This is a genomic window from Streptomyces sp. NPDC030245, assembly GCF_055572995.1.
Window position 1 is genome coordinate 68,291 of record NZ_JBVICF010000019.1, and the last position, 16,908, is coordinate 85,198.

A 16,908-nucleotide genomic window follows, 5' to 3' on the forward strand; every position below is an offset into this window, starting at 1 on the left:
ACGCTTACTCGGGGGCGTCCGGTTCCCGTCGCCCCGTACTCTGTTAGGGCTATGACTTTGACCGAGACCCCGCAGACCCCGCAGCGTGCCCAGCGCCCCCTCCGTGTCCTGGCCGCCATGTCCGGCGGTGTGGACTCCGCCGTCGCCGCCGCCCGCGCCGCCGAAGCGGGGCACGACGTGACCGGAGTGCACCTCGCGCTCTCGGCGAATCCGCAGTCGTTCCGCACGGGCGCGCGGGGCTGCTGCACCATCGAGGACTCGCGCGACGCCCGCCGCGCCGCGGACGTCATCGGCATCCCGTTCTACGTGTGGGACCTCGCCGAGCGGTTCCGCGAGGACGTGGTCGAGGACTTCATCGCCGAGTACGAGGCGGGCCGCACCCCGAACCCGTGCCTGCGCTGCAACGAGAAGATCAAGTTCGCCGCGCTCCTCGACAAGGCGCTCGCCCTCGGCTTCGACGCGGTCGTCACCGGGCACTACGCCAAGGTGATCGTCCGCGAGGACGGCACGCGCGAGCTGCACCGGGCCTCGGACATGGCCAAGGACCAGAGCTACGTCCTCGGGGTCCTGGACGACAAGCAGCTCGCCCACGCGATGTTCCCCCTGGGTGACACGGTCACCACCAAGGAAGAGATCCGCGCGGAGGCCGAGGAGCGCGGCCTGGCCGTCGCCAAGAAGCCCGACAGCCACGACATCTGCTTCATCGCCGACGGCGACACCCAGGGCTTCCTCGCCTCCCGCCTCGGCAAGGCCGAGGGCGACATCGTGGACCAGGCCGGCCAGGTCCTCGGCACCCACGAGGGGGCGTACGGCTACACCATCGGCCAGCGCAAGGGCCTGCGCATCGGCACCCCAGCCCCCGACGGCAAGCCGCGCTACGTCCTGGACATCTCCCCGGTGAACAACACCGTGACGGTCGGCCCGGCCGCCGCCCTGGACGTCACGGCCCTGACGGCCATCAAGCCCCGCTGGTGCGGAGCGGCCCCCACCGGCCCCGGCACCTACACGGCACAGCTGCGGGCCCACGGCGACGAGACCCCCGTCACCGCCGAGCTGGTCGAAGGGGAGCTGCGCGTCTCCTTCGACGAGCCCGTACGCGGCGTCGCGCCCGGCCAGGCGATCGTGCTGTACGACGGCACGCGCGTGGTGGGCTCGGCGACGATCGCGACGACGGAGCGGGTGACGGCGGCCGCCTAGGCCCTGGGGCCTGTGGGTCCCTTACGCGACCTGGAGGACGATCTTGCCCTGGGTGCGGCCCTGTTCGCCGCGCGCGTGGGCCTTCGCCGCGTCCTCCAGGGGGACGACCGTGTCGATTTCCACGCGGAGCTTCCCCTCGTCGACCAGGCGAGCGATCTCCAGCAGGCCGTGGCGGTCCGGCTCGACGATCGTCCAGCCCGTGTGCACGCCGAGCTCCGCCGCCCGCGCCGGGTCCGGGAGGCCGCCCGGGTCGGGCAGCGTGACCAGGTGGCCGCCGGGGCGGATGATCTCCAGGGACCGCGCCCCGTACGCGCCGCCCACGCCGTCGAGGACGACGTCCACGTCGCGCACCGCCTCGGTGAAGTCCGCGCGCGCGTAGTCGACGACTTCGTCCGCGCCGAGGCCGCGCAGGAAGGCGTGCTTCTCCTCGCGCGCGGTGCCGATCACGTACGCGCCGTGCGCCTTGGCGATCTGTACGGCGAGGTGCCCCACGCCGCCGGCGGCCGCGTGGATCAGAACCCGCTGTCCGGCGCGCAGCCCGGCCGTCTCGATCAGGCCCTGCCAGGCGGTGAGCGCGGCGAGGGGCAGCGCGGCCGCCTCCACGTGGCCGATGCCCGCGGGCTTGGGCGCGAAGCGCCGGGCGGGCGCCGCGACGAACTCGGCGTAACCGCCCGTCTGTTCGGGGAAGCGGGGCATGCCGAAGACGGCGTCGCCGGGCTGGTAGAGGGTCACTCCGGGGCCCACTTCCTCCACGACGCCCGACACGTCGTAGCCGAGGATCGGGGTGTCGCCCCAGGTGCCGAAGGCGCCCTCGGCGCGGGTCTTCCAGTCGATCGGGTTGACGCCCGCCGCGTGCACCCGGACCAGGATCTCGGTCAGTCCCGGCTCGGGGCGGTCGACCTCCACGGGGACGAGGTTCTCGGGGGCGCCCCAGGCGCGGGGGCTGACAGCACGCATCTTCATGGTCTTCCGCTTTCTTCCTTCTTCAAGAAGGGCTTGCGGGACCCAGCGTGCGGCGGTGCGGCCGCGGACAGTGCTGGCAGTTTGGTCATCATGTGACAGGATTCGGCCATGGAGCTAAACGGCACAAGGGGTGCACATCGCGTGGCCGTCCTCGCCCTGGACGGCGTGTACGCCTTCGAGCTGGGCATTCCGTCCCGGGTCTTCGGCGTCGCCGAGGGCCCCGGGCGCACACCGCTCTACGACGTCGTGGTCTGCACGGTGGACGGCGCCCCGGTGCGCACCGACTCCGGGTTCACGGTGGCGGCCGAGCACGGCCCCGAGGCCCTGGAGCGGGCCGACACCGTGGTGATCACGCCGACCCGCCGCTTCGACCACGGGATGGACGGCGAGGCCCTGCCGGAGCCGGTGGCCGCCGCCCTGCGGCGGATCAGGCCGGGCACCCGCATCGTGTCCTTCTGCAACGCCTCGTACGTCCTCGCCGCCGTCGGCCTCCTCGACGGGCGGCCCGCGACGACGCACTGGCACGTCGCCCGCGACTTCCAGCGCTCCTTCCCGAGGATCAAGGTCGACGCGGACGTGCTCTTCGTGGACGACGGCGACGTGCTCACCGCGGCGGGCGTCGCGGCCGGCATCGACCTCTGCCTCCACCTCGTGCGCCGCGACCACGGCGCCGCCGTCGCCAACCATGTCGCCCGCGTCTGCGTCGTACCGCCCTGGCGCGACGGCGGGCAGGCGCAGTACATCGAGCGGCCCGTCCCGGAGCCCACGCTCGCCACGACGGCCGCCACGCGTGCGTGGGCCCTCGAACGGCTCCAGGAGCCGCTGCCCCTGGGTGAACTCGCCGCCCACGCGCGCATGAGCCTGCGGACCTTCACGCGCCGCTTCCAGGAGGAGACCGGCATGCCCCCCGGCCGCTGGCTGACCGCCCAGCGCATCGAACTCGCCCGGCAGCTCCTGGAGTCCAGCGACCTGCCCGTGGACGTGGTGGCCCACCGGTCCGGGTTCGGCACCGGCAACTCCCTGCGCCAGCACATGCGTTCCGTGCTCGGTGTCTCGCCGGCCGCCTACCGGCGGACGTTCACGGCTGCTTCGTGACCTCCGCCTCGTAGAAGCAGAAGTGGTCTTTGATCTGCGCCACGGCCTCCTTCGGCTCTCGGTACGCCCACACCGTGTCCGGCGCGCCCGGCAGCGACCAGTAGGCGGCCGTGCCCTTGAACGGGCAGTACGTGGTGGTCTCCGACGGGGTCAGCAGGTCCGTGCGCACGTCCTCCGGAGGGAGGTAGTGGCGCACGGGGCAGCCCGTCTCGCGCAGCAGCAGGGGGCGGCTGCTCTCCGCCACGACCTGCCCGTCACGCACCACGCGCACGTGGTCCGTGCCCTGCTCGACGGTGATCCGGTGTCCGTTGGTCACGACGTGCCTCCTCGAGGGATGCTCTGCGGATGCCTTCAGGGACGGAACGTACCGTGGGCGCATGAACATCTGCGTCTTCCTCTCCGCCGCCGACCTCGACGACCGCTACACCCGCCCGGCCCGCGCCTTCGCCGAACTGCTCGGCAAGGGCGGCCACACGCTGGTGTGGGGCGGCTCCGAGAGCGGCCTGATGAAGGTCGTGGCGGACGGCGTGCACGAGGCGGGCGGGCGGCTCGTCGGCGTCTCCGTCGACTTCCTCGCGGCCAAGGCCCGGCAGGTCGTCGAGCCCCACGAGATGGTCATCGCGCGCGACCTCGCCGAGCGCAAGGCGCTCCTCCTGGAGAAGGCCGACGCGATCGTGATCATGGTGGGCGGCACCGGCACGCTCGACGAGGCCACCGAGATCCTGGAGCTGAAGAAGCACGGCAAGCACACCAAGCCGGTGGTGCTGCTGAACTCCGCCGGGTTCTACGACGGCCTCAAGGAGCAGTTCCGCCGCATGGAGGACGAGGGCTTCCTGCCCCTCCCGCTGACCGACCTCGTCTTCTTCGCGGAGGAGCCCGTCGGTGCCCTGGCCTACCTGGAGGAATCCTTCGGCACCCAGTGATGCGAGCATGGCGGGTATGGCTACACATGTGATCACCGGGGCGGGCTCCGGCATCGGCGCGGCCGTCGCCCGCCGCCTCCACGCACGCGGCGACGACCTCGTCCTGCACGCACGCGACGCGGGCCGCGCCAAGGAGCTCGCCGCCGAGTTTCCCGGCGCGAGCACGCTCGTCGGAGACCTCTCCGACCCCGACAAGCTGTCCTGGGCCTTCGGCCACCAGTCGCTGCCCTCCCGTGTCGACTCCCTGCTGCACATCGCGGGCGTCGTCGACCTCGGCCCGGTCGGCGAGCTCACTCCCAAGACGTGGCGCCACCAGCTCAACGTCAACCTCATCGCCCCCGCCGAATTGACCCGCCACTTCCTGCCCCAGCTCCGGCTCGCCCAGGGACACGTGGTCTTCGTCAACTCGGGCGCCGGGCTCAACGCCCACGCCGACTGGTCCGCGTACGCGGCGTCCAAGCACGGCCTGAAGGCCCTCGCGGACTCCCTGCGCCAGGAGGAGCACGGCAACGGCGTCCGGGTCACCTCCGTCTACCCCGGCCGCACGGCGAGCGCCATGCAGGTCAAGGTCCACCAGCAGGAGGGCAAGGAGTACGACCCGTCGCGCTTCATCGACCCCGAGTCGGTCGCCACGACGATCCTCATGGCCCTGGACCTGCCGCGCGACGCGGAGGTCAACGACCTGACGGTGCGGCCGGGACGATGAGCGACACCTTCACCTGGGGCCCCGCCACCGGCATCGGATCAATGCCCGGCGGGGACGCCCGCGAGGCGGCGAAGACCGTCACCGGCAGCTTCGAGGGCCCCGAACAGGGCATCCCGTACCTTCCCGAGCTGCCCGCGCGCGGCCCCGGCGCCGACATGATCGGCCGCACCGCCGGGCTCCTCGTCGACCTGTACGCGCGCGTGGAGCCCAGCGGCTGGCGCGTCGGCGACCGCCCCGGCCGGGACACCCGCCGCGCCAGGGCCTGGCTCGGCGAGGACCTCGACGCCCTGGAGGAGTTCACCCAGGGGTACCAGGGCCCGCTGAAGGTCCAGGCCGTCGGCCCGTGGACGCTCGCCGCCGCCCTGGAGCTCAGGAACGGCGAGGCCGCGCTCTCCGACCCCGGCGCCTGCCGCGACCTCGCCGGATCCCTCGCCGAAGGCCTGCGCGGGCACCTCGCGGACGTGCGCCGCAGGGTGCCCGGCGCACAGGTCGTCCTCCAGCTCGACGAGCCCTCGCTCATCGCCGTGCTGCGCGGGCAGGTCAAGACCGCCAGCGAGTACCGCACGCACCGCGCCGTGGACCGGCAGGTCGTCGAGAGCACGCTGCGGGACGTCCTCGCCGTCCGGGGCGAAGGCGCCGCGGTCGTCCACTCCTGCGCGCCCGACGTGCCCTTCGCGCTGCTCCGCCGCGCCGGGGCCGACGCGATCTCGTTCGATTTCTCCTTGCTCACCGAGCGTGACGACGAGGCGATCGGCGAGGCGGTCGAGGGCGGCACGAAGCTCTTCGCCGGTGTCGTGCCGGGCGTGGACGGCCGATTGTCGGACCCTGCCGGTAGCGTCATGGGTGTCAGGACGTTCTGGCGCAGGCTGGGGCTGAATCCGGGATCGCTCGCGGAGTCGGTCGTGGTCACTCCGTCGTGCGGACTCGCGGGTGCGTCTCCCGCGTACGCACGCGAGGTGCTCGCCCACTGCGCCAGAGCGGCGCGATCGCTCGCGGACAACCCTGAGTAATTGGGTATGACGTAACGGGAGGACGAAACGGTGGCTGTCGAACAGCAAGGCTCTGTGCCCGCCGAGGCACGGGATCAGCATGCCCAGCTGGCCGAGCAGATCGAGGAGCACCGCTTCCGGTATTACGTGAAGGACCAACCGGTCATCAGCGATGCCGAGTTCGACAAGCTCCTGCGCTCCCTCGAAGCACTGGAGGAGGAGCATCCCGAGCTGCGCACGCCGGACTCGCCCACCCAGAAGGTCTCCGGTTCGTACGAGACGGAGTTCACCGCCGTAGAGCACCGCGAGCGCATGCTCTCCCTGGACAACGCCTTCGACGACGAGGAGCTGGCCGCCTGGGCCGACCGCGTCGCCAAGGAGGTCGGCTCCCCGGACCACCACTTCCTGTGCGAGCTGAAGGTCGACGGCCTCGCGGTCAACCTCACGTACGAGGACGGCAGGCTGACCCGCGCCGCCACCCGGGGCGACGGCCGCACCGGCGAGGACATCACGCCGAACGTCCGCACGATCGCCGACATCCCCCAGCGCCTCAAGGGTGACCGCGTCCCCGCCCTGGTGGAGATCCGCGGCGAGGTCTTCTTCCCCATGGAGAAGTTCGAGGAGCTCAACGCCCGTCTGGTGGAGGCCGGCGACAAGCCCTTCGCCAACCCGCGCAACGCCGCGGCGGGTTCGCTGCGCCAGAAGGACCCGCGCGTCACCGCCACCCGCCCGCTGCACATGGTGGTGCACGGCATCGGCGCGCGTGAGGGCTTCGACATCGACTGCCTCAGCCACGCCTATGACCTGCTCAAGGAGTGGGGCCTGCCGACCGCCAAGCACAACAAGGTCGTGGACGGCCTCGACGGCGTCCGCGACTTCATCGCGTACTTCGGAGAGCACCGGCACTCCGTGGAGCACGAGATCGACGGCGTCGTCGTCAAGCTCGACGAGATCCCGCTCCAGGGCCGCCTCGGCTCCACCTCGCGCGCCCCCCGCTGGGCCATCGCCTGGAAGTACGCGCCGGAGGAGGTCAACACCAAGCTGATCAACATCCGCGTCGGCGTCGGCCGCACCGGCCGCGTCACGCCGTACGCCCAGGTGGAGCCCGTCACCGTCGCGGGCTCCGAGGTCGAGTTCGCGACCCTGCACAACCAGGAAGTGGTGAAGAAGAAGGGCGTCCTCATCGGCGACACCGTCGTGATCCGCAAGGCGGGCGATGTCATCCCGGAGATCCTCGGCCCCGTCGTGGACCTGCGGGACGGCAGCGAGCGGGAGTTCGTGATGCCCGCCGAGTGCCCCGAGTGCGGCACGGCGCTGCGGCCCATGAAGGAGGGCGACATCGACCTCCGCTGTCCCAACGCCCAGTCGTGCCCCGCCCAGTTGCGGGAGCGCCTGTTCTACCTGGCGGGCCGCAAGAGCCTCGACATCGAGAACTTCGGGTACGTCGCGGCGGCCGCCCTCACCAGGCCCCTGGAGCCCGCCGAGCCCCCGATCCTCGACGAGGGCGACATCTTCGACCTGAAGGTCGAGGAGCTCCTTCCCATCAAGTCGTACGTTCTCGACCAGGACTCCGGCCTGCCCAAGCGCGACCCCAAGACCGGCGAGGAGAAGGTCGTCACCTTCTTCGCCAACCAGAAGGGCGAGGCGAAGAAGAACACCCTCGCCATGCTGGAGAACATCGCGGCGGCCAAGGAGCGCCCGCTCGCCCGCGTCCTCACCGGCCTCTCGATCCGGCACGTCGGCCCGGTGGCCGCGGAGGCGCTGGCCCGCGAGTTCCGCTCCATCGACCGCATCGAACAGGCCACCGAGGAGGAGCTCGCCACGACGGAGGGCGTCGGTCCGATCATCGCCGCCTCCCTCAAGCAGTGGTTCGCCGAGGAGTGGCACCGGGAGATCCTGCGCAAGTGGCGGGCCGCCGGCGTGCGCATGGAGGAGGAGTCGGGCGGCGAGGACGAGGGGCCGCGCCCGCTCGCGGGCCTCACCGTGGTCGTCACCGGCACCCTCGAACACCACACCCGGGATGGCGCGAAAGAGGCGTTGCAGAGCCGGGGCGCCAAGGTGACCGGTTCCGTTTCGAAGAAGACCTCCTTCGTCGTCGTCGGCGACAACCCCGGCTCGAAGTACGACAAGGCCATGCAGGTGAAGGTTCCGGTTCTCAACGAGGAAGGCTTCGCTGTGCTGCTCGAACAAGGACCGGACGCGGCGCGGGAAGTCGCGCTTCCGACCGAGGAGTAGCGGTTGAAGGCCACCCGTTCGGCGCATACCAGAGGCATACGGGTGGCCGGGTCGCATTCGGGCAACCGTAGCCGACCGCTGCCCGTGGAAGCCTTCTGCGGCCTACTGTTGAGGTGTGCGCCTGCCGTGCCCCGCTGCGAACGGGGTATCACCTGCTCATCAAGAGCCTGGAAGGGGGCATCCCCTGCGCGGCAAGGGTTCGGGAGACCTGCGTCTCCCTGCTCCTGCGGAGCATGGGGACGGTTTTACGGACGCGGTCGACTCCTGGGCCGAGTCCGCGTGGCGTGGGCACCGCCGGCTGTGAGAGGGACGGGAATGGAACCGACCGAGAGCGCCGCCCCGGACTCACGGCTGCGCGCGCGCCTGTGGCGCGCGCCGGGAGCCTGGCTGCGGGGCCGCCGGGCCGTGCCGGCCACCGACCAGGGAGCCGCGGTCGGTGCGGCCGCCCGCTCCGGATCCGCGGCGCTGAGCACCGCGGTGGAACCACGCGAACGGGCCTGGACCGCCGCACCGGACCGCACCGACACCTCCGTCACCTGCACGGCCGACCCGGCCGCGCAGGACTCCCGCGGGCCCTGGCCCCTGCTGCCCGTCCTGGTCGTCGCCGCGGCCGCCGTGTTCCTCGGGGCCGGCTTCTTCCAGGCCGTCACCGGCAGGCACGCGCTGTTCCCCACCGGCGCGGCCGGCTGGTCCCTCGCCGTCCTCACCGGCCTCATCGTCGCCCACCTCGTCGCCCTCGGCCGCGACCGCTGGTGGGGCGGCACCGGCTCCGGCGGCGCGCTCACCGTCGCCGTCCTCCTGCTCTACGGCTGGGTGCCCGCCGGCATGGTCAGCCTCACCGTCGTCGTCCTGGTCGGCGTCGCCCGCAGACACCGCTGGCGGCAGGGCCTGCTGCACGGCGCGGTCGACACCCTCGGCATCGGCGCGGGCGCGCTCGCCCTGGCCGCCTTCGGCACGGCGCCGAGCGCCGAAGCCCCCTGGCTGCCCGACACCTGGGACCTGTACACCGCCCCCCAGGTGGCCCTGGTCGCCGTCGCGTACCTCGTCGTCACCCGCGTCCTGCTCTGGTACGTCCACGCGCCCCGCACCGGCGCCCTGCCCACCGTCACCCGCACCGCCCTCGTCAGGCAGGGCCTCCTCAGCGTCGCGCTCCTCGGCATCGCCCCGCTGATCTGCGTGGTGGCGGTCTCCCTGCCCATCCTGCTGCCGCTCTTCGCCATCCCGCTGGTCGCGCTCGACTCCACCCTCTGGATCGCCCGCGCCCGCGCGGAGGAGCAGCTGCGCGACCCGCTCACCGGACTGCCCAACCGGCAGTGGCTGCTCGAACGGACCTGGACGGCCCTCGACGACGCCGAGCGGCTCGGCGCCCGATCCGCGTTAATGCTCATCGACATGGACCGCTTCCGGTCGGTCAACGACACCCTCGGCCACCTCGCCGGCGACCGGCTGCTGCTTCAGATAGCGGACCGGCTGCGGCTCGCGCTGCCGCGCGGCGCGGAGGCCGCACGGCTCGGCGGCGACGAGTTCGCCGTCCTGCTGCCGGTCGCCGACTCCACGACCTCGGCCACGCGCGTGGCGCGCCAGCTGGTCGCCGCGCTCGGCTCACCGCTCGACCTGGACGGCCTGACCCTCGTCCTGGAGGCCAGCGCGGGCCTCGCCGTCTTCCCCGACCACGCGCTCGACGCGGAGGGCCTCCTGCGCCGGGCCGACGTCGCGATGTACCAGGCGAAGCGCGACCGCACCGGCGTCGAGGTGTACGAGTCCAAGCGCGACTCCAACACCCCCGACCGGCTCGGCCTGTTGGGCGACCTGCGCCGCGCGCTCGACGCCGGCGACGTCGAACTGCACTACCAGCCCAAGGTCCGCTTCGACGGCAAGGTCGCGGGCCTGGAGGCGCTGGTCCGCTGGGTGCACCCCGAGCGCGGCCGGGTGCCGCCCGACGAGTTCATCGCCATCGCCGAGTCGTCCGGCCTCATGCCGCACCTGACGGAGTACGTCCTGGAGACGGCGCTCGGCCAGGTCGCGCAGTGGCAGGCGATGGGACTCAAGGTCCCCGTCGCGGTGAACGTGTCACCGCGCGACGTCCACACCCCCGGCTTCGCGGGCGCGGTCGCGGCGCGCCTCGCCCGGCACGGGGTCCCGCCGGGGGCGCTCCAGCTGGAGATAACCGAGCACGTCCTCCTGGAGGACCCGCAGCGCGCCGCGGACACGCTGGCCGGGCTCACCGGCCACGGGGTCAAGATGTCCCTCGACGACTTCGGCACGGGGTACTCCTCCCTGGTCCACCTGCGCCGCCTCCCGGTCAGCGAACTGAAGATCGACCGCTCCTTCGTGGCCCGCCTCGCCATCGACGACGAGGACGCCTCGATCGTCCGCTGCACGGTCGACCTCGCCCACTCGCTCGGCCTGCTCGTCGTCGCGGAGGGCGTCGAGGACGACGAGACGTGGGAGCGGCTGCGGGACCTCGGGTGCGACGCGGTGCAGGGCTGGCTCGTCGCCGCGGCGATGCCCGCCGAGGAGGCGACGGCGTGGCTCCGCGCGCGCGGCTCCCGCGGCTGGCGCCGCCCGGCGGACGTCGCCGCGGAGGCCGCCTCCGCGGCGGAACAGTCCTCGGGCCGGGTGGTCCAGTAGCCGCCGCCGGGCGGCGGGGAGTAAACCGTTTAACGGGCACCCCGGAGCGACCCATAGGATTGGGGCCACAACCCGCACACTCACCCCTGAGGATCGCCGCATGCCTGGCATCACGCGCGAGGAGGTCGCCCACCTCGCCCGCCTTGCACGTCTGGAGCTGAAGGCCGAGGAGCTCGACCACTTCGCCGGACAGCTCGACGACATCATCGGCGCGGTCGCCCGCGTCTCGGAGGTCGCCGACCAAGACGTACCGCCGACCTCGCACCCGCTGCCGCTGACGAACGTCATGCGCGCGGACGAGGTCCGTCCGTCGCTCACCACCGAGCAGGCGCTCTCCGGCGCCCCGGCCCAGGAGCAGCAGCGTTTCAAGGTGCCGCAGATCCTGGGGGAGGACTGAAGACCATGACGGACATCATCAAGCTCACCGCCGCCGAGATCGCGTCGAGGATCGCCTCCGGCGAGCTCACCGCGGTCGAGGTCACCGAGGCCCACCTGGCCCGCATCGAGGCCGTCGACGAGAAGGTCAACGCCTTCCTGCACGTCGACCGCGAGGGCGCCCTCGCGCAGGCCCGCGCCGTCGACGAGAAGCGCGCGCGGGGGGAGAAGCTCGGCCCCCTGGCCGGCGTCCCGATCGCGCTGAAGGACATCTTCACCACCGAGGGCGTGCCGACCACGGTGGGCTCGAAGATCCTCGAAGGCTGGATCCCGCCGTACGACGCGACCGTCACCAAGCGCCTCAAGGCCGCCGACGTCGTCATCCTCGGCAAGACCAACATGGACGAGTTCGCCATGGGGTCCTCCACCGAGAACAGCGCGTACGGCCCCACCGGCAACCCCTGGGACCTCACCCGCATCCCGGGCGGCTCCGGCGGCGGCTCCTCCGCGGCCCTCGCCGCGTACGAGAGCCCCCTCGCCATGGGCACCGACACCGGCGGCTCGATCCGCCAGCCCGCGGCCGTCACCGGCACGGTCGGCGTCAAGCCGACGTACGGCGGCGTCTCGCGCTACGGCATGGTCGCCTTCAGCTCCAGCCTCGACCAGGGCGGCCCCTGTGCCCGCACCGTCCTCGACGCCGCGCTGCTGCACGAGGTCATCGCCGGTCACGACGAGCTCGACTCGACGTCCATCGACGCCCCGGTCCCGCCGGTCGTCGAGGCCGCGCGCAACGGCTCCGTCCAGGGCATGCGGGTCGGCGTCGTCAAGCAGTTCCGCGGCGAGGGCTACCAGGCCGGTGTCGTCCAGCGCTTCGACGAGTCCGTGGAGCTCCTCAAGGAGCTCGGCGCCGAGATCGTCGAGCTGGACTGCCCGACGTTCGACCTGGCGCTCTCCGCGTACTACCTGATCGCGCCCTCGGAGTGCTCCTCGAACCTCGCCCGCTTCGACGCCATGCGCTACGGCCTGCGCGTCGGCGACGACGGCACGAAGTCCGCCGAGGACGTCACCGCGCTGACCCGTGAGGCCGGCTTCGGCGACGAGGTCAAGCGCCGCATCATCCTCGGTACGTACGCGCTCAGCTCCGGCTACTACGACGCGTACTACGGCAGCGCCCAGAAGGTCCGCACGCTCATCACCCGCGAGTTCGAGGCGGCCTTCGAGCAGGTCGACGTGATCGTCTCGCCGACGACGCCGACCACCGCGTTCCCGATCGGCGAGCGCGCCGACGACCCGATGGCGATGTACCTCGCGGACCTGTGCACCATCCCGACCAACCTGGCGGGCAACGCCGCCATGTCACTGCCCTGCGGTCTCGCGCCGGAGGACGACCTGCCCGTCGGACTGCAGATCATCGCCCCCGCCATGAAGGACGACCGGCTGTACAAGGTCGGTGCTGCCGTCGAGGCCGCCTTCGTGGAAAAGTGGGGGCACCCGCTGCTTGAGGAGGCACCGTCGCTGTGAGTGCACTGAACAAGGCCAAGGGCTTCAAGAAGTCCAAGACCGGCACGTACCTGTCGATCGGCACCACCGCCTTCGGCGCGGTGAGCGTGATCAAGCAGGCCAAGAAGGCCCGCCTCGACCACGACACGCTCCGCCTCGTGGACGCCGTCGTCTCCGCTGCCGCCATCGCCACCGGCGTCGCCCTGCTCGTGCGCGAGCTGAAGCGCCTCGGCGACGACGACGTCCTGCTGGGCTGAGAGGGAAAGTTTCACCGTGACTGTCACGACTGACCTGGTGTCGTACGAGGAAGCCCTCGCGACGTACGACCCCGTCATGGGCCTTGAGGTCCATGTCGAGCTCGGCACCAGGACCAAGATGTTCTGCGGCTGCTCGACCGCGCTCAAGCAGGACGCGAACAGCCAGACCTGCCCCACCTGCCTCGGCCTGCCCGGCGCCCTGCCGGTCGTCAACGAGGTCGGCGTCGAGTCCGCGATCAAGATCGGCCTCGCGCTGAACTGCGAGATCGCCGAGTGGTGCCGCTTCGCCCGGAAGAACTACTTCTATCCGGACATGCCGAAGAACTTCCAGACCTCGCAGTACGACGAGCCGATCGCCTTCAACGGCTATCTGGACGTCCAGCTGGAGGACGGCGAGATCTTCCGCGTGGAGATCGAGCGCGCCCACATGGAGGAGGACACCGGCAAGTCCACGCACGTCGGTGGCGCGACGGGCCGTATCCACGGCGCCTCGCACTCCCTCCTGGACTACAACCGCGCCGGCATCCCGCTCATCGAGATCGTCACCAAGCCGATCGAGGGCGCGGGCGAGCGTGCCCCCGAGGTCGCCAAGGCGTACGTCGCCGAGCTGCGCGAGCTCATCAAGGCGCTCGGCGTCTCCGAGGCCCGGATGGACAAGGGGCAGATGCGCTGCGACGTGAACCTCTCGCTGCGCCCCAAGGGGCAGCAGGAGTTCGGCACCCGCAGCGAGACGAAGAACGTCAACTCGCTGCGGTCCGTGGAGCGCGCGGCACGCTTCGAGATCCAGCGCCACGCGGCGGTCCTGAGCTCCGGCGGCACCATCGTGCAGGAGACCCGGCACTTCCACGAGGACGACGGCTCCACCACCTCCGGGCGCATCAAGGACAACGCCGAGGACTACCGGTACTTCCCGGAGCCCGACCTCGTCCCCGTCGCCCCGTCCCGCGAGTGGGTCGAGAAGCTGCGGGCGGGCCTGCCCGAGATGCCGCGCGTGCGCCGCAACCGCCTCCGCGAGGAGTGGGGCATCACCGAGCACGACATGCAGTCGATCCTCAACGCGGGCGCGGTCGAGCCGATCGTCGCCACCGTCGAGGCGGGCGCCGACGCGGCGTCGGCCCGCAAGTGGTGGATGGGCGAACTGGCCCGCAACGCCAACGAGTCGGGTGTCGCCCTTGAGGAGCTCCCCATCACCCCGGCGGACGTCGCCCGGGTGACCGAGCTCGTCGCCTCCGGTGACCTGAACGACAAGCTGGCCCGTCAGGTCATCGAGGGCGTCCTGAAGGGCGAGGGCACCCCGGACGAGGTCGTGGAGAAGCGCGGCCTGAAGGTCGTCTCGGACGAGGGCGCGCTGACGGCCGCCGTCGACGAGGCCATCGCAGGCAACCCCGGCGTCGCGGACAAGATCCGTGGCGGCAAGGTCGCGGCCGCCGGCGCGCTGGTCGGCGCGGTCATGAAGGCCACCCGCGGCCAGGCCGACGCGGCCCGCGTCAAGGAGCTCATCCTGGAGAAGCTGGGCGTCAGCGAGGGCTGACGGTCTCTTTCCCGCCACGAAGAGGGCGGCGCACCCGAAAGGGAGCGCCGCCCTCTGGCGTACGCGTGGTGAACTCTCGGACGTTCACTCCGACTTCGTCCCGCAGCCTTCACAAGGAAACCGGACGTCACTAGCGTCCCCGCCGAACAGGTCAATGGATCAGCAGAGAACCATTGGATGTTGGCCAGGACAACTGGGAGGTCGCACGTGACTCCGGAGATTTCGCGCAGACGCCTGATGGCGATCGGCGGCGGCGCGCTCGGCGCCGCCACCGTCGGCTCCTTCCTGCCGCCTTCGTTGCAGGAGGCGCTCGCGCAGGAGCCGCCGAGGGACGGCGGTCTCGACAAGATCGAGCACGTGGTGATCCTCATGCAGGAGAACCGGTCCTTCGACCACTACTTCGGGTCCCTGCGCGGCGTCCGCGGCTTCGGCGACCGCAACGCCATCCGGCTGCCCAGCGGCAAGACGGTGTTCGAGCAGCCCGGCGCCCTGCGCACGATCCTGCCCTTCCCCGTCCGCGAGGCCGCCGAGGCGCAGAAGAAGGACCTCCAGTACATCGGCGACCTGGACCACTCCTGGAGCGGCGGCGCCAAGGCCTGGCACGACGGCTGGATGGACGGCTGGATCACCGCCAAGACGGCGGCCACGATGGCGTACTACACGCGCGAGGACATCCCGCTGCACTACGAACTCGCCGACACCTTCACCATCTGCGACGCCTACCACTCGTCCATCCACACCTCCACCAGCCCCAACCGCAACCACCTGTGGAGCGGCAAGACGGGCTACGAGGCGAACGGCAAGCGGGCCGTCGGCAACGACGCCTACGCCGAGGGGACACACCCCGGCTACGGCTGGGGGACGTACGCCGAGCGCCTGGAGAAGGCCGGCGTGAGCTGGCGGACATACACCGAGTGGGAGAACTTCACCGACAACCAGATCGAGTTCTTCACCACCTTCAAGGCCATCGCCCGCAAGGCCCTGACCGCGGCGGGCACCGGCCTGACCTACTTGGAGGCCTTCTACGCCAAGGTGCGCGACACCAAGGACGAGACGGAGCGCGCGAAGCTGCTCGCCGCCCTGGACAAGGGGGTCGCGACCCTCACCAGGAGCGAGCGGTCGCTGTTCGAGCGCGGTCTGCGGCGGGTGCCGACCGGCAAGCTCGCCGAGGAGTTCGCGAAGGACGTCGCGGGCGGCAGGCTCGCGAAAGTCACCTATCTGGTGCCTTCCGCGGTCGACTCCGAGCACCCCAGCGTCTCCTCGCCGATCCACAGCGCGACCATCGTCTACAAGGTGCTCGACGCCCTCGCCTCCCACCCGGATGTCTGGCGCCGCACCGCCGTCTTCATCAACTACGACGAGAACGACGGCTTCTTCGACCACGTCCCGCCGCCCGTGCCCGGCGGCGACTCCGCCGAGGAGAAGGAAGAGCGCTGGGACGGCAAGCCGACCGGTCTCGGCGCGCGCGTGCCGATGCTGGTCATCTCACCGTGGACCGTCGGCGGCTACGTCTGCTCCGAGGTCTTCGACCACACCTCCGTCGTGCGCTTCCTGGAGAAGTGGACCGGGGTGCGCGAGCCCAACATCAGCGCCTGGCGCCGCAAGGTCACCGGCGACCTCACCGGCGCCTTCGACTTCCGGCGCGGCCACCGCAGGCCCGAGATCGACCGGCCCGGCGCCATCCCGCCGTTCAGCGGCCGCTGGACCCCGCAGCCGCCCCAGCAGCAGTCGATGCCGGTCCAGGAGCCCGGCACCCGCCGCGCCCGCCCGCTGCCCTACCAGCCCGACGCCGACGTGACGCCCGGCGAGGACGGCACGCTCACGGTGCGGCTGCGCAACGGCGGCAGCTCCAGCGCGCACTTCGCGCTCTACCCGTACGCCGGTGAGGCCACGGTCCCGCTCCATCAGGACGTCGTGCGCAAGGGCTCCTGGACCGTGCCGGTGCCCAGGGACGCGTACGCCTTCACCGTCACCGGGCCGAACGGCTTCCGCCGCGAGTTCGCGGGGGCCAAGGGGGACAAGGACGGCGGCGCGCGGCTCGCCTCGGCGATCACCCGCCGCGAGATACACCTCACCCTGGCCAACCGCGGCCGCCACGACCTGGTCTTCACGGTCAAGCCCCTCGGCTATGTGGACGAGGACGACATCAGGCGCCGCACACGGACCGTCCGGGTCAAGGCGCGCAGCAGCCGCACCGTCGCCTGGCACACCGCCGGCGAGCACGGCTGGTACGACGTCGAGGTGACCACCGACCGCGACCCCGCCTTCCGCCGCCGTCTCATGGGCCACATCGAGAACGGGCGCGTGAGCGTCTCGGGCTGACCCCCGGCACACCGGGTGCGCGGAGATACCCGCGGTACCTCCGCGCACACCGTGTGCTCTTGTGAGTAAGGCCACGAAACGGACCAACGATCACCAAGGGCTGTCAAAGTGACTGTGGCGCTCATGTCGCCACTCATGCGTTCTTTGCGGGTCGCGGGCCGTCCAGTTGCTTGACTGTTGCTCC

The 16,908-nt window shown here is 71.5% G+C and carries 13 protein-coding genes and 1 pseudogene; 12 read left to right on the top strand and 2 right to left on the bottom strand.

The window, feature by feature from the left end; translation table 11 throughout:
- The first annotated feature begins 51 nt into the window (after window positions 1-51).
- Window positions 52-1,197 (top strand): tRNA 2-thiouridine(34) synthase MnmA, encoded by a 1,146-nt coding sequence (mnmA, locus tag ACZ4Z4_RS37100; RefSeq protein WP_468337876.1) that lies wholly within the window; start codon window positions 52-54, stop codon window positions 1,195-1,197.
- 21 nt (window positions 1,198-1,218) lie between these two features.
- Here the strand turns inward: mnmA and ACZ4Z4_RS37105 are convergent, their stop codons facing one another.
- On the bottom strand, window positions 1,219-2,154 hold the full coding sequence (locus ACZ4Z4_RS37105; RefSeq protein WP_468338033.1) for an NADP-dependent oxidoreductase: 936 nt from the start codon (window positions 2,152-2,154) through the stop codon (window positions 1,219-1,221).
- Window positions 2,155-2,268: 114 nt separating this feature from the next.
- Between ACZ4Z4_RS37105 and ACZ4Z4_RS37110 the strand changes: the two genes are divergently transcribed.
- Window positions 2,269-3,255: a GlxA family transcriptional regulator gene (locus ACZ4Z4_RS37110; RefSeq protein WP_468337879.1), complete on the top strand. Its 987-nt coding sequence runs from the start codon at window positions 2,269-2,271 to the stop codon at window positions 3,253-3,255.
- Here ACZ4Z4_RS37110 and ACZ4Z4_RS37115 read toward each other — a convergent pair.
- Window positions 3,239-3,571 carry a DUF427 domain-containing protein gene (locus tag ACZ4Z4_RS37115; RefSeq protein WP_468337881.1) on the bottom strand — a complete coding sequence of 111 codons (333 nt, stop codon included), beginning with the start codon at window positions 3,569-3,571 and terminating at the stop codon, window positions 3,239-3,241. The genes ACZ4Z4_RS37110 and ACZ4Z4_RS37115 overlap by 17 nt on opposite strands.
- Before the next feature lie 61 nt (window positions 3,572-3,632).
- Here ACZ4Z4_RS37115 and ACZ4Z4_RS37120 point away from each other — a divergent pair, with 61 nt between their 5' ends.
- The 10 genes and pseudogenes from ACZ4Z4_RS37120 (at window position 3,633) to ACZ4Z4_RS37165 (ending at window position 16,724) form a co-directional block, all read left to right on the top strand.
- A complete protein-coding gene (locus ACZ4Z4_RS37120; protein ID WP_468337884.1) occupies window positions 3,633-4,178 on the top strand; it encodes an LOG family protein in 546 nt (181 codons plus the stop codon).
- Window positions 4,179-4,194: 16 nt separating this feature from the next.
- A complete protein-coding gene (locus tag ACZ4Z4_RS37125; protein WP_468337887.1) occupies window positions 4,195-4,884 on the top strand; it encodes an SDR family oxidoreductase in 690 nt (229 codons plus the stop codon).
- Window positions 4,881-5,894, top strand: coding sequence for a methionine synthase (locus ACZ4Z4_RS37130; RefSeq protein ID WP_468337890.1), 1,014 nt, complete (start codon window positions 4,881-4,883; stop codon window positions 5,892-5,894). The genes ACZ4Z4_RS37125 and ACZ4Z4_RS37130 overlap by 4 nt, the downstream gene beginning before the upstream one ends.
- A 30-nt stretch (window positions 5,895-5,924) precedes the next feature.
- Window positions 5,925-8,108 (top strand): NAD-dependent DNA ligase LigA, encoded by a 2,184-nt coding sequence (gene ligA, locus ACZ4Z4_RS37135; RefSeq protein ID WP_468337893.1) that lies wholly within the window; start codon window positions 5,925-5,927, stop codon window positions 8,106-8,108.
- Window positions 8,109-8,684: 576 nt separating this feature from the next.
- Window positions 8,685-10,739: pseudogene (locus ACZ4Z4_RS37140) on the top strand (putative bifunctional diguanylate cyclase/phosphodiesterase); the annotation flags it as partial.
- A gap of 100 nt (window positions 10,740-10,839) precedes the next feature.
- Window positions 10,840-11,136, top strand: coding sequence for an Asp-tRNA(Asn)/Glu-tRNA(Gln) amidotransferase subunit GatC (gene gatC / locus ACZ4Z4_RS37145; protein ID WP_362999093.1), 297 nt, complete (start codon window positions 10,840-10,842; stop codon window positions 11,134-11,136).
- Between the two features lie 5 nt (window positions 11,137-11,141).
- On the top strand, window positions 11,142-12,635 hold the full coding sequence (gene gatA / locus ACZ4Z4_RS37150) for an Asp-tRNA(Asn)/Glu-tRNA(Gln) amidotransferase subunit GatA (RefSeq protein ID WP_468337896.1): 1,494 nt from the start codon (window positions 11,142-11,144) through the stop codon (window positions 12,633-12,635).
- Entirely contained in the window at window positions 12,632-12,871 is a 240-nt protein-coding gene (locus ACZ4Z4_RS37155; protein WP_468337899.1) for a hypothetical protein, read from the top strand. Before gatA ends, ACZ4Z4_RS37155 begins: the two co-directional genes overlap by 4 nt.
- A gap of 16 nt (window positions 12,872-12,887) precedes the next feature.
- The gene (gatB, locus tag ACZ4Z4_RS37160) at window positions 12,888-14,402 is read left to right on the top strand and encodes an Asp-tRNA(Asn)/Glu-tRNA(Gln) amidotransferase subunit GatB (RefSeq protein ID WP_468337902.1); all 1,515 of its coding nucleotides are present in this window, start codon (window positions 12,888-12,890) and stop codon (window positions 14,400-14,402) included.
- A 207-nt stretch (window positions 14,403-14,609) separates the two neighbouring features.
- On the top strand, window positions 14,610-16,724 hold the full coding sequence (locus tag ACZ4Z4_RS37165) for a phosphocholine-specific phospholipase C (protein WP_468337905.1): 2,115 nt from the start codon (window positions 14,610-14,612) through the stop codon (window positions 16,722-16,724).
- Window positions 16,725-16,908 lie beyond the last annotated feature (184 nt).

Excerpts from the sequence above, each read along its gene's own strand:
- ACZ4Z4_RS37125 (WP_468337887.1), top strand. The coding sequence starts at position 4,195 with ATGGCTACACATGTGATCACCGGGGCGGGCTCCGGCATCGGCGCGGCC.
- ACZ4Z4_RS37120 (WP_468337884.1), top strand. The coding sequence starts at position 3,633 with ATGAACATCTGCGTCTTCCTCTCCGCCGCCGACCTCGACGACCGCTAC.
- mnmA (WP_468337876.1), top strand. The coding sequence starts at position 52 with ATGACTTTGACCGAGACCCCGCAGACCCCGCAGCGTGCCCAGCGCCCC.
- ACZ4Z4_RS37105 (WP_468338033.1), bottom strand. The coding sequence starts at position 2,154 with ATGCGTGCTGTCAGCCCCCGCGCCTGGGGCGCCCCCGAGAACCTCGTC.
- ACZ4Z4_RS37110 (WP_468337879.1), top strand. The coding sequence starts at position 2,269 with ATGGAGCTAAACGGCACAAGGGGTGCACATCGCGTGGCCGTCCTCGCC.
- ACZ4Z4_RS37130 (WP_468337890.1), top strand. The coding sequence starts at position 4,881 with ATGAGCGACACCTTCACCTGGGGCCCCGCCACCGGCATCGGATCAATG.
- gatA (WP_468337896.1), top strand. The coding sequence starts at position 11,142 with ATGACGGACATCATCAAGCTCACCGCCGCCGAGATCGCGTCGAGGATC.
- gatC (WP_362999093.1), top strand. The coding sequence starts at position 10,840 with ATGCCTGGCATCACGCGCGAGGAGGTCGCCCACCTCGCCCGCCTTGCA.